This is a genomic window from Geodermatophilus sp. DF01-2 (assembly GCF_004571065.1).
Classification (GTDB): domain Bacteria; phylum Actinomycetota; class Actinomycetes; order Mycobacteriales; family Geodermatophilaceae; genus Geodermatophilus.
Map to the genome: position 1 here is coordinate 25,841 of NZ_SPQN01000043.1, position 12,131 is coordinate 37,971.

At 74.2% G+C, this 12,131-nt stretch carries 14 protein-coding genes; all 14 read right to left on the reverse strand.

What is annotated here, in order from left to right; translation table 11 throughout:
- Positions 1-20 precede the first annotated feature (20 nt).
- Positions 21-1,286, reverse strand: coding sequence for a DNA-processing protein DprA (gene dprA, locus E4P41_RS12615; RefSeq protein WP_209307690.1), 1,266 nt, complete (start codon positions 1,284-1,286; stop codon positions 21-23).
- Positions 1,283-2,803 (reverse strand): YifB family Mg chelatase-like AAA ATPase, encoded by a 1,521-nt coding sequence (locus E4P41_RS12620; protein WP_135141597.1) that lies wholly within the window; start codon positions 2,801-2,803, stop codon positions 1,283-1,285. Before E4P41_RS12620 ends, dprA begins: the two co-directional genes overlap by 4 nt.
- The gene (locus E4P41_RS12625) at positions 2,800-3,159 is read right to left on the reverse strand and encodes a YraN family protein (protein WP_135141598.1); all 360 of its coding nucleotides are present in this window, start codon (positions 3,157-3,159) and stop codon (positions 2,800-2,802) included. Before E4P41_RS12625 ends, E4P41_RS12620 begins: the two co-directional genes overlap by 4 nt.
- 132 nt (positions 3,160-3,291) lie before the next feature.
- Positions 3,292-3,612 (reverse strand): DUF2469 domain-containing protein, encoded by a 321-nt coding sequence (locus E4P41_RS12630; RefSeq protein ID WP_012949990.1) that lies wholly within the window; start codon positions 3,610-3,612, stop codon positions 3,292-3,294.
- Positions 3,609-4,328, reverse strand: coding sequence for a ribonuclease HII (locus tag E4P41_RS12635; protein WP_245177306.1), 720 nt, complete (start codon positions 4,326-4,328; stop codon positions 3,609-3,611). The genes E4P41_RS12630 and E4P41_RS12635 overlap by 4 nt, the downstream gene beginning before the upstream one ends.
- 426 nt (positions 4,329-4,754) lie before the next feature.
- A complete protein-coding gene (locus E4P41_RS12640; protein WP_245177307.1) occupies positions 4,755-5,459 on the reverse strand; it encodes a response regulator transcription factor in 705 nt (234 codons plus the stop codon).
- A 276-nt stretch (positions 5,460-5,735) separates the two neighbouring features.
- Positions 5,736-6,692, reverse strand: a complete 957-nt coding sequence (lepB, locus tag E4P41_RS12645; RefSeq protein WP_135141600.1) for a signal peptidase I — start codon at positions 6,690-6,692, stop codon at positions 5,736-5,738.
- A 66-nt stretch (positions 6,693-6,758) separates the two neighbouring features.
- Positions 6,759-7,115, reverse strand: a complete 357-nt coding sequence (rplS, locus tag E4P41_RS12650; RefSeq protein WP_135141601.1) for a 50S ribosomal protein L19 — start codon at positions 7,113-7,115, stop codon at positions 6,759-6,761.
- A gap of 145 nt (positions 7,116-7,260) precedes the next feature.
- Positions 7,261-7,488, reverse strand: a complete 228-nt coding sequence (locus E4P41_RS23245) for a hypothetical protein (RefSeq protein WP_245177309.1) — start codon at positions 7,486-7,488, stop codon at positions 7,261-7,263.
- Positions 7,489-7,754: 266 nt separating this feature from the next.
- Positions 7,755-8,498 carry a tRNA (guanosine(37)-N1)-methyltransferase TrmD gene (gene trmD / locus E4P41_RS12660; protein WP_135141602.1) on the reverse strand — a complete coding sequence of 248 codons (744 nt, stop codon included), beginning with the start codon at positions 8,496-8,498 and terminating at the stop codon, positions 7,755-7,757.
- Complete coding sequence (gene rimM, locus E4P41_RS12665; RefSeq protein ID WP_135141603.1) at positions 8,495-9,028, reverse strand: ribosome maturation factor RimM; 534 nt, start codon at positions 9,026-9,028, stop codon at positions 8,495-8,497. Before rimM ends, trmD begins: the two co-directional genes overlap by 4 nt.
- 24 nt (positions 9,029-9,052) lie before the next feature.
- On the reverse strand, positions 9,053-9,289 hold the full coding sequence (locus E4P41_RS12670; protein ID WP_135141604.1) for an RNA-binding protein: 237 nt from the start codon (positions 9,287-9,289) through the stop codon (positions 9,053-9,055).
- A gap of 3 nt (positions 9,290-9,292) precedes the next feature.
- On the reverse strand, positions 9,293-9,733 hold the full coding sequence (gene rpsP / locus E4P41_RS12675) for a 30S ribosomal protein S16 (protein WP_135141605.1): 441 nt from the start codon (positions 9,731-9,733) through the stop codon (positions 9,293-9,295).
- Positions 9,734-10,031: 298 nt separating this feature from the next.
- Positions 10,032-11,780, reverse strand: a complete 1,749-nt coding sequence (locus E4P41_RS12680) for a proline--tRNA ligase (protein ID WP_135141606.1) — start codon at positions 11,778-11,780, stop codon at positions 10,032-10,034.
- Positions 11,781-12,131: the final 351 nt, after the last annotated feature.

Genomic DNA, 12,131 nt, shown 5'->3' on the forward strand with positions numbered 1-12,131 from the left:
CGCCGCCTCCTTACCTGCCGTCACCTCCGTCCCTCCCCGGCGGCCGGCTTCCCCGCGGCGACCCGCCATCCGGCGTCGGTGCGCTCGACCAGGTCGGCGAGCTCCAGCACGGGCAGCACCCGCAGCACGTCGAGGACGTCGCAGCCGGCCACCGTGGCCAGTCGTTCGGGGCTGACGCCGTTGCGCACCGGGCAGGCGTCGAGGACCCGGACGGCGAGGTCGGAGAGGCCGTCCCGGGCGCCGGTCGGGCGCTCGGGCGGATCGGCGAGGTCCTCCCCCAGTCGGCCTACCGTCTCCACGACGTGCGCGGCGGACGCGACGAGGACGGCGCCCAGCTCGGCGTCGCGCAGCAGCTCGTGGCAGCCCACCGACATCGCCGAGGTGACCGGGCCCGGAACCACCATCACCTGCCGGCTCAGCTTCTGCGCCCGCCGGGCCGTGGCCTGCGCGCCGGAGCGCGCCGCCGCCTCGACGACCACGGTGCCGCGGGTCAGCGCGGCGATGAGCCGGTTGCGGACCAGGAAGCGGTGCTTGTGCGGTGCAGCACCGGGCGGCCACTCGCTGACGAGCAACCCCTCCTCGGCGATGCGGTGGAACAGCGCCCCGTGCGCCGCCGGGTAGACGCGGTCGACGCCGCAGGCCAGCACCGCGACCGTCGGTGCGTCCGCGGCCAGCGCGCCGCGGTGGGCGGCCGCGTCGATGCCGAAGGCCCCGCCGGAGACCACGGTCCAGCCCCGCTCCCCCAGCTGGTGGCCCAGCTCGGCGGCCACGTGCTCGCCGTAGGCCGTCGAAGCCCGGGCGCCGACGACGGCCACCGACCGGTCGGCCAGCTCGTCGAGCCGGGCCGGGCCGCGGACCCACAGCGCCAGCGGCGGCACCGGGGCCGCGGCCCGCGGTGACTGGTAGCGCGGGTCGTCGGGCTCCTCGAGCGTCGCGAGCGTGAGGCAGTGCAGCAGGTGGCCGGGCCACTCGTCGTCCTCGGGGACCACGAGGCGGGCGCCGCAGCGCTCGGCCCGCAGCAGGTCGGCCAGCGAGGCGTCCTGGCGGGCGCGGGCACCCACGAGCGCCTGGACGACGTCGGGTGCGCGGCCGGCCCGCAGCCGGCGCACCGCTTCCACCGGGCCGACGTCCTCGACGAAGCGCCAGAACACGACGCTGCCGGGCTCGGCCGCCCGGCTCAGCCACGCCCGGGCCCGGCGCACTGCGGGGCCGGCGACGCCGTCGGAGGTTCCCGCCCCGACCAGCCCCTGCTCCATGTCCTCGTCGAGACTCGGCACGGCGGTCATGCCGCTGCCCGCTGCAGCCGCAGTCCGAGGGCCTCGGCGACGTCGTCAGCGCCCGGCACGGTGCGGCCGGCCAGGTCCGCCAACGTCCACGCCACCCGGAGCACGCGGTCGTAGCCGCGCACGGACAGCGCGCCGCGTTCCAGCGCGCGCTCCACCAGCCGTAGCGCCGACCTCGGTGGGGACCACCGATCGCGCAGCAGCCGGCCGGGCACCTGACTGTTGACGTCGAGCCCCGTGCCGTGCAGCCGCGCCGCGGCGATCGCGCGGGCCTGGGCGACGCGACCGGCGACGACGGCGGTCGGCTCCGGCGGCGTCCCGGCCTCCAGCCAGGCGGCCCGGGTGACCGCCGGGAGCTCGACCCGGAGGTCGATGCGGTCCAGCAGCGGGCCCGACAGACGGGCCTGGTACCGCCGCCGCTCCAGGGGGCTGCAGGTGCAGGCGGCGTCCCCCGCAGCACTGGCACAGGGGCAGGGGTTGGCCGCCAGGACCAGCTGCGCGCGGCATGGGAAGGTGGTCGCACCGCTCGCGCGGGAGATGGTCACCGAGCCGCGCTCGAGCGGCTGGCGCAGCGTGTCGAGCACCGCCCGGGAGAACTCCGGCGACTCGTCGAGGAAGAGCACGCCCTTGTGGGCCCGGCACAGCGCGCCGGGGCGGATCAGCCCCGAGCCGCCGCCGACGAGGGCGGCCATCGTCGCCGAGTGGTGCGGGGCCTCGAACGTCGGGCGGGTGACGAGGGGCGCGTCGGGCGGCAGGGTCCCGGCCACCGAGTGGATGGCGGTGACCTCCAGGGCGGCCTGCTCGTCCAGCGCGGGCAGCAGGCCCGGGAGGCGCTCGGCGAGCATCGTCTTGCCCGCCCCCGGCGGCCCGCTCAGGAAGAGGTGGTGCCCGCCGGCGGCCGCGACCTCGATGGCGCGGCGGCCGATCGGCTGGCCGACGACGTCCCCCAGGTCCGGCCCGGGCGGGGCCGGCGGCAACGGGCGCCGATCGTGCCGACGCAGCGCCGCCCGGCCCTCCAAGTGGGCGACGACCTCGGCGAGGGTGCCGGCGGCCAGCACCTCGACGCTCTCGACGAGCGCCGCCTCCTGGGCGTTGCCTGCGGGCACCACGACCGTCCGGTGGCCGGCACGGGCGGCGGCGAGCACGGCGGGCAGGACCCCGCGGACGGCGCGCACCGAGCCGTCGAGCCCCAGCTCGCCGATCAGCACCAACCGGCCCACCGACTCGGCCGGCACCGCCCCGTCCGCGGCCAGGACCGCGGCCGCCAGCGCCAGATCGAAGCCGCTGCCCTGCTTGGGCATCGAGGCCGGGGACAACCCGATCGTGATCCGCCGCAGCGGCCACTTCCCTCCGGCGTTGACCACCGCCGCCCGCACGCGGTCGACCGACTGGCGGACGACGGCGTCGGGCAGCCCGACGAGCACCACGCCGGGCACGCCGGCGGACAGGTCGACCTCGACGTCGACCATCGCACCGTGCACCCCGGCCAGCCCCACCGACCACGTCCGCGCCAGCGTCACGAGAACGCCCCCCGCAGGTGGGTGACGAGCGCGGGCCTGTCCGGCCGCACGAGCACACCGACGACGTCGAAGCGCAGGTCGGGCGCGTGCTCGTCGTGCTCGGCGAGCCAGCGCTGGGCCAGCGTCCTCAGCCGTCGCTGCTTGGCGGAGCCGACCGCCTCCACGGGGTGGCCGAAGCCGACCGCCCGGCGGGTCTTGACCTCGCAGAACACCAGCGCGTCGCCGTCGCGGGCCACGATGTCGAGCTCGCCGTCGCGACAGCGCCAGTTCCGGTCGAGGACGCGCAGCCCGCTGTCGGTGAGGTAGGCGGCGGCGATGCGCTCACCGTGGGCGCCGAGGTCCGATGTCGTTCGCACCGGCCGACCGTCGTCCGGCGGCCCGGCTCGCCGCCACCCCGTCGCGCGGTCTGTGGACGGGGACGCTGCCTGTGGACGCCGGGCTCCGGACCGTCCCCGACGCCCAGCAGCCTCGGCGCCGTGACGTGGAGATCAGGTCAGCCGGGGGCCGTCGGGCAGCTCGAGGTCGGGCTTGTCCAGCTCCTCGACGTTGACGTCCTTGAACGTCAGCACCCGCACGTTGCGCACGAAACGCGCCGGCCGGTACATGTCCCAGACCCACGCGTCGGAGAGCTTGAGCTCGAAGTACACCTCGCCGCCGGCCTCCCGCACCTGCAGGTCCACGGAGTTGGCGAGGTAGAAGCGCCGCTCGGTCTCCACCACGTAGGTGAACTGCCGGACGATGTCCCGGTACTCGCGATAGAGCTGCAGCTCCATCTCGGTCTCGTACTTCTCCAGGTCCTCGGTGCTCATCGCGGCTCTCCGGACACAGGGCGCATGGACCCATCATCGACCATGGCGCCGGGGCAGGTCAGCTGGAGTCCCCGTGCGGCGTGTGCGTCGCGGGCCCGCGCGACGTTGACGAAGCGCAACCGGTGCTCCGGGCAGGGCCCGTACCGGTCGAGGGCGGCGCTGTGCGCATCGGTGATGTAGCCCTTGTGGACGGCGAAGTCGTACTCGGGCCAGCGCTCGTGCAGGTCGAGCATGATCCTGTCCCGCGTGACCTTGGCCAGCACCGACGCCGCGGCCACGCACGCCGCCACCCGGTCGCCCTTCCACACCGCGAGAGTCGGACGGGCCAGCCCCGGCACCGGGAAGCCGTCGGTGAGCACGTAGTCCGCCCCGGGGTCGAGGGCCCACACCGTGCGGCGCAGCGCCTCGATGTTCGTCACGTGCATGCCGCGGGCGTCGAGGTCGGCGACGGGGATGACGACCACCGACCAGGCCTCCGCGCGGTCCACGACCTCCTCGTAGACCCGCTCGCGGGCAGCGGCGCTCAGGAGCTTGGAGTCCGCGAGACCGGGGACTCGCCCACGGCGACCTGCGGGAAGTACGCACGCGGCGGCGACCAGCGGACCGGCACAGGCCCCGCGGCCGGCCTCGTCGGCACCTGCGACCGCTCCGAACCCGCGGCGGTGCAGCGAGCGCTCCATGTTCCACAGGGCGTCGGGTCGGTCGTCGGCGGACACCCCGGGGCGGACTCGGCCGCGCGGCCCGGGGGGAGCGGGAGTGGTACGGACAGCCATCGCGCTCCGACAGTACGAGCCACCAGCGACCCGACGGCACGCTGTGCGGGGGACCCGCCACGCAGGTCGGCGACGAGCCGTCGGGCCCGCGCAGGATGGCCGGGAGCGCCAGGGACCGGCCCTCGGGGTCAGAGAGGGCCGGTCCCTGGACGGTCGGCCGCCGGAGCGGCCTGGCGAGCGCCCGGCCGGACCGTCGAGGAGGCGGACGGTCCGCCCGGCCCCTGCAGGGACCCCGGCCCCGTTCCGGGTCCCGCCCCGAGCCTGCGAGGGGTGGGAGGGCGGGGTCCTTCTCCGAGCGGCGGGGGCAGGGCGGCCCCGTCCAGAGGCTCGCCGTGAGCCTGCGAACGGTGAGGAGGACGGGGTCCTCGTTCAGGCCTCGGCGGAAGTCAGGGTGTGGGCGCCGCAGGTGCAGCCGGGAGTGCGAGAGGACAGGACCAGGGAGACCGCGTGCGCCCGGTCGCGGGCACCCAGCTTGCGCAGGATGGCCTTGACGTGGGACTTGACGGTGTCCTCGCTGATGAACAGGTTGCGGCCGATCTGCCGGTTCGACTGGCCCTGGATGAGCTCGTCGAGGACGTCGGACTCCCGGCGGGTCAGCGGCACCTCGGGGGTGAACGGCTTGGCGGCGGGAACGGCCGAGGGCTCGACCCGGCGGATCTGCGGGTCGACGACGGTGCGGCCGGCGCGGGCAGCCAGGATGGCCCAGCCGAGCAGGGTCGGCGAGGTGTTGATCATCAGGTAGCCGCGGACACCGGCGGCCAGGGCCTCGTTGACCACGGCGGGGTCCTCGGAGGTTCCCAGGGCCACGATCGTCACCCGCGGGTACCGGCGACGCAGGTCCCGGCAGGCGTTGAGCGTCGCGGCGCGGCCCGAGCCCAGCTCCACGACCACCGCGTCGGGGCGGGCCGTCTCGACCAGCGTCAGGGCCCGGCGCAGCTCACCCGGAGTCCCGACCGACTGCATGCCGGCGGTCTCGTTGACCATGCTCACCAGCCCGCGGCGCAGGACGGGGGCGTCGGCGAGGATGAGCACGCGGGTGACGCCACGAGCGGCACTCGCCATGGGTGCGGACACAACGGACTCCGTTTCACACGTTCGGGGAAGTTCTCACGACCTCCATCGGACGGGCGAGACAATTGCTTGAACGCTTTTCCAATATTTTTTGAGAGATTTCTCCTCACCCGGTCGTAGTGGTGTCTCAGTCACACCAGTAACGCGGAATCGGCGACCGACGGTATTCGTGTCGACATGGCGACGCCATTCCCGAACGGATTCGAGAACGACTCGACCCGCACATCCCGGTTCTGGGGAGGTGCGGGTCGAGTCGTGATGGAGGCGCTCGTGCGGGACTCAGCCGGCGCGGGCACGCCGCCGTCGCCGTCGCCAGGCGGTGAGCGGCACGGCGCCGACGAGGCCGAGCGCGTGGGGCGCGGCGACCGCGGCCGCTCCGGACACCGGTGCCGGGCCGTCCGGGACGCCGGCCGCCTCGAGACCCTGGATGTCGGGCGAGTCGAGGATGCCGAAGCGGTCGAGTGGCCAGACGATCAGCGCGGCCTTGCCGATGACGTCGTCCACCGCGACCGTCCCGGAGTACTCGTCGCCGATGTGCTGCCGCGAGTCCGCGGACGCCGACCGGTGGTCGCCCATGACCCACAGCCGGCCCTCGGGGACGGTGACGGGGCCGAACGCCCGGCTCTCCAGCGGAGTGTTCTCGAAGATGTAGGGCTCGTAGAGCGGCTCGCCGTCCACCGTGACCCGGCCCTCGGCGTCACAGCACTGCACCGTCTGGCCCTCGGTCGCGATGACCCGCTTGACGAAGTCGTCCTCGCTGGGCGGGGCCACCCCGATGGCCCGGCCGAGCCACATCAGGCTGCTGGACAGCCAATTGCCCGGCTCGGTGACCTCGACCTCCGGCGACCAGCTCTCCGGCCCCTCGAATACCACGATGTCGCCCGGCTCGGGCTCCCCGAACCAGTAAGGCACCTTGTTGACCAGGACGCGGTCGCCGGTGCAGCCGGGGCAGCCGTGCAGGGTCTGCTCCATGGAGCCGGAAGGAATGAAGAAGGCCTGCACGAGGAAGGTCTTCACCAGCAGCGCGAGCACAAAGGCGATCAGCAGCAGCACGGGTAGCTCGCGCAGCAGCGAACCCTGCTTCTGCTCCTTGCGGCGGCGGGCCCGGCGACCGCCCGACGAGCGGAGGCGGCCGGCGCCTGCGGTGGCTCCGCCTTGGTCCGTGGACCCGGCCGCTCGGGGGTCCTCCCCCTCGGGAACGACGTCGGCGGGCCTCCCGGGCCGGTCACTGCTCATCGGAACCAGCGTACGGCCGCGGGAGACCCGCCGTGGTCAGGCCGGACTGACCGGCCTCAGAACGTGTCAGCGGGAGACGGTCTCGCGCTTCTCCTTGATCTTGGCGGCCTTGCCGCGCAGCTCGCGGAGGTAGTACAGCTTGGCCCGGCGGACGTCACCGCGGGTCAGGACCTCGATCTTCTCGACGACCGGGGTGTGCACCGGGAAGGTGCGCTCCACGCCCACACCGAAGCTGACCTTGCGAACGGTGAAGGTCTCGCGGATGCCCCCACCCTGCCGGCGGATGACCACGCCCTGGAAGACCTGGATCCGCGAGCGGTTGCCCTCGATGACGCGCACGTGCACCTTGACGGTGTCGCCCGGGCGGAACGCGGGGATGTCGTCGCGCAACGAGTCGGCGTCGAGTACGTCCAGGGTGTTCATTGCGGCAGTCCTGTCCTAGCGGTCATGTCGTTGCAGTGCGGACAGCAGCCGGCCCCGGCTGTCCGATCCGGGGAGCTGCGCTCCGGGAGGAACTCGGCGCCGATGCACCCGACCGTCCGCAGCGGCTCTCTACTGTGCCACATCGTCAGCCGACGAAGCGCGGCGGCCCCGGCCAGGGTCCGGCCAGCAGCCCCGGCGGCAGGTGGGCGAGCTCCGCGGGCGCGAAGGTCTCCGCGCTGTCCGCGACTTCCGCGGCGCTCCGCCACCGGTGCGGCTCGGCACCGAGCAGTTCCAGCTCTGTCCGCCCGCGCGGGTCCGCCTGGTGCACGACGTCGCGCAACACGAAGAAGGTCTCCCGCGAGTCGATCTGCATCGAAGGCGTTCGGGCCGACGTGTCGCCGGAACCACACCGGGCCCTCCAGCGCCGCGGGCGCCACGACGAGGCCGATCCCCTCGGCCAGCTCCCGCACAGCGGCCTGCCACACGCTCTCCCCCGGCTCCACGCCGCCGCCGAGTGTGTACGAGAACAGCACCTCCCCGGGCGGGACCGCCGGGTCGGTCAGCCGGGCGCCGAGCAACAGCACCCGCCCTCACGGGTCGAGGACGACCATCCGTGCGGTCGGCCGCACCCACGGCCGGTCAGCCATCGCCGAGGACGGCGCGGTCGGCGGCCGACAGGGTCTCGACCGGCAGCGCCGCCAGCAGGTCCGGCCGCCGGGCCGCCGTCCGCCGTAGGGACTCCGCCCGCCGCCACCGGGCGATCGCCGCGTGGTCGCCGGAGAGCAGCACGGGCGGGACGTCGTGGCCGCGCCAGGACGCCGGGCGGGTGTACGAGGGCCCCTCGAGCAGCCCGTCGGCGTGCGAGTCGAACTCGACCGACTCCCGCTTGCCCACCACGCCGGGCAGCAGCCGGGTCACCGCCTCGACCATGACGAGCACCGCGGACTCGCCGCCGGCCAGCACGTAGTCGCCGATCGACACCTCGGAGACCGGGCCGGCCTCCGCCGCCCAGTCGGCGACCCGCTGGTCGATGCCCTCGTAGCGGCCGCAGGCGAAGACGAGGCCGGGCTCGGCGGCCCACTCCGCGGCAGTGGCCTGGGTGAAGGGGCGCCCGGCCGGGGTCGGGACCACCAGGCGGGTGCCCGGCGGGCGGACGGCCTCGAGCGCCCGGGCCCACGGCTCCGGGCGCATCACCATGCCGGGGCCGCCGCCGTAGGGGGCGTCGTCGACGGTGCGGTGCACGTCGTCGGTCCACTGCCGCAGGTCGTGCACGCCGATCGAGACCAGGCCGCGCCCGGCGGCCTTGCCCAGCAACGACTGGCGCAGTGGCGCGAGGTACTCGGGGAAGATGGTGACGACGTCGATGCGGAAGCCGGAGCTCACAGGTCGAGCAGCCCCTCGGGCGGGTCCACGACGAGGAAACCGCCGGCCAGGTCGACGGTCGGCACGATCGCCGTGACGAACGGCACGAGCAGCTGTCCACCCTCGTCCCGGCGGACGACGAGCAGGTCGGCGCCCTCGTGCCGCACGGCGTCGACCGTGCCGAGCCCCGCGCCGTCGGGCAACTGCGCGCGCAGACCGACCAGCTGGTGGTCGTAGAAGACGTCGGGGTCGTCGAGCGCGGGCAGCTCGGCCACCGGGACGAGCAGTTCGGTGTTGCGGAGGAGCTCGGCCGCCTCGCGGGTGTCGACGCCCTCGATCTGCAGCAGGAGGACCTCACGGTGCCAGCGGCGACCGGCGACGGTGAGCCGCCCGCGGTCGGCGGGGTCGGTACGCAGCAGCGCGCCCGGGGTGAACCGGAGGTCCGGGTCGTCGGTGCGGACCTCGACGGTGACCTCACCACGGACACCGTGGGGCCGGCCGATGCGGCCGACCACCACGGTGTCGGGGGGGTCGTCTGGCTCTGCCTTCACCAGATGGCGCTCAGAGAGAGGCGCTCAGCGCCCGTCGGTGTCGACGACATCGACCCGCAGGCCGCGACCGCCGACGCCGGTCATCACCGTGCGCAGCGCCTTGGCGGTGCGGCCGCCACGGCCGATGACCTTGCCGAGGTCGTCGGGGTGCACCCGGACCTCGAGGGTCTTGCCGCGGCGGTTGCCGATCAGGTCGACCGTGACGTCCTCGGGGTGGTCGACGATGCCCTTGACCAGGTGCTCGAGCGCCTCTTCGAGCACTGGTTACTCGGCGGGCGTCTCGGCGGCGGCGTCGGTCGCAGCCGCGTCGTCGGCCTTGGCGGCGGCCTTCTTCCTCGGGGTGGTCGCGCCGACGGCCGGCTCCTCACCGGCGGTGCGGACGGCCTCCTCGTAGAGGGCCTTCTTGTCCGGCTTCGGAGCGGCGACCTTCATGGGCGGCGGGGCCGGCTCGCCCTTGAACTTCTGCCAGTCACCGGTGACCCGGAAGATGGCGGCGACGGGCTCGGTCGGCTGCGCGCCGACGCCCAACCAGTACTGCGCCCGCTCGGTGTCGACCTCGATGAAGGACGGGTCCTCCTTCGGGTGGTACTTGCCGATCGTCTCGATGACGCGACCCTCGCGCTTGGTGCGGGAGTCGGCGACGACGATGCGGTAGTACGGAGCGCGCATCTTGCCCAGGCGCATGAGCTTGATCTTGGTGGCCACGGTGGGTGGTGTTCTCCTCGAACGCAGGTCGTGTGCCCGCCCGGCACGACGCGTGGGGGTACGCCGGGGGGCGGTGCGGCTGGACACGGCCGGCAACGGTGAGAGGGCCGCCCACCGCCGTGTTCGACCGACCATTGTGCCAGACGCGCGGAAGCCGTCCGCGGCCAGCGCGGACGGCCCCGTCCAGAGGCTCGCGCCGAGCTTGCGAGAGAAGGAACCCGCTCCTCCTCGAAGGGCCCCGTCCCTCTCACCGCGCACGGGCTCGCGGCGAGTCTCCGGACGGGGCCCGGAGCGGTCTTCAGCCCCGGACGGCGGCCAGCACCCGAGCGGCCGCCTCGCCGACCGGCACCTCCTCGCGCTGCCCCGTGGCCCGGTCGCGCAGCTCCAGGACGCCGTCGGCGAGCCCGCGGCCCACGGTGACGATGGTCGGCATCCCCAGCAGCTCGGCGTCCTTGAACTTCACCCCGGGAGAGACCTTGGGGCGGTCGTCGTAGAGGACGGTGAGCCCGGCGGCGACCAACTCGTGGGCGAGGCACTCAGCGGCCTCGAAGACCCCGGCGTCCTTGCCGGTGGCGACCACGTGCACGTCGGCCGGTGCCACTTCGCGCGGCCACACCAGGCCCAGCTCGTCGTGGGTCGACTCGGCGATGGCCGCGACGGCCCGGGAGACGCCGATGCCGTACGAGCCCATCGTGACCGTGATCAGCTTGCCGTTCTCGTCGAGCACCTTCAGGTCCAGCGCCTCGGCGTACTTGCGGCCGAGCTGGAAGATGTGGCCCATCTCCACGCCGCGGGCCAGTTCGAGCGGGCCGGAGCCGTCGGGCGCCGGGTCACCGGCGAGCACCTCGGCGGCCTCGATCACGCCGTCCCAGGCGAAGTCCCGGCCGGCGACCAGGTCGAACACGTGCTTGCCCGCTTCGTTGGCGCCGGTGACCCACCGGGTGCCGCGCACGACCCGCGGGTCGACCAGGTAGCGGACGCCCGACTCGCTGTCGGCGCCGAGCACCTGCGGGCCGATGTAGCCCTTGACCAGCGCCGGGTGGTCCTCGAAGTCGGCGAAGGGCTCGACCTCGGCGGGCGCGACCTGCGCCTCGAGCCGCTTGAGGTCGACCTCGCGGTCACCGGGGACGCCGATGGCGAGCGGCTCTCGGGTGCCGTCGGGGTGCACCAGGGTGACGACGACGTTCTTCAGCGTCGAGGCGGCCGTGTAGCCGGCGTCCGGGAACAGCTGGCGCGCGACGGCGACCAGCGTCTCGATGGTCGGGGTGTCGGGGGTGTCCTCGACGTGGGCGTCGGGCAGACCCTCCAGCGGGATCTCGTCGGGGACGACGGTGGCCACCGCCTCCACGTTGGCCGCGTAGCCGCCGGCCGAGCGGACGAAGGTGTCCTCGCCGATCGGCGTCGGGTGAAGGAACTCCTCGCTCTTGGACCCGCCCATGGCCCCGGACATCGCCGAGACGATGACGTACTCGAGGCCCAGCCGGTCGAAGATCCGGATGTAGGCGTCGCGGTGGGCGGCGTAGCTCTTGTCCAGCCCGGCGTCGTCGACGTCGAAGGAGTAGCTGTCCTTCATCGTGAACTCGCGACCGCGGAAGAGCCCGGCCCGTGGCCGCGCCTCGTCCCGGTACTTCGTCTGGATCTGGTAGAGCGAGAGCGGCAGGTCCTTGTACGAGGAGTACAGGTCCTTGACCAGGAGCGTGAACATCTCCTCGTGGGTGGGGCCGAGGAGGAAGTCGTTGCCGCGGCGGTCCTGCAGCCGGAACAGGTTCGGCCCGTACTCGGTCCAGCGGCCGGTCGCCTCGTAGGGCTCGCGCGGCAGCAGGGCCGGGAAGTGCACCTCCTGGGCGCCCATCCGGTCCATCTCCTCGCGGACGATCCGCTCGACGTTGCGGAACACCCGGTAGCCCAGCGGCAGCCAGGTGAACCCGCCCGGCGCAGCCCGCCGGACGTAGCCGGCCCGCACCAGCAGGCGGTGGCTGGGGACCTCGGCGTCGGCCGGGTCGTCGCGCAGCGTGCGCAGGAACAGCGTGGACATCCGCAACAGCACGGACCGAGTCTCCCAGGCGTGCCCGCACGGTCGCGGGTGGGTTTGTCACCACGCGGGCTCAGCACGCGCCGGGTACGGCTCGTGGCCGCGGTGGCCCGGTCGCGGGGGCCCGCAGGGTCTCCCGACCGGGACACGGGCAACGGCTCAGCACGCGCCGGGTACGGCTCGTGGCCGCGGTGGCCCGGTCGCGGGGGCCCGCAGGGTCTCCCGACCGGGACACGGGCAACGGCTCAGCACGCGCCGGGTACGGCTCGTGGCCGCGGTGGCCCGGTCGCGGGGGCCCGCAGGGTCTCCCGACCGGGACACGGGCAACGGCTCAGCACGCGCCGGGTACGGCTCGTGGCCGCGGTG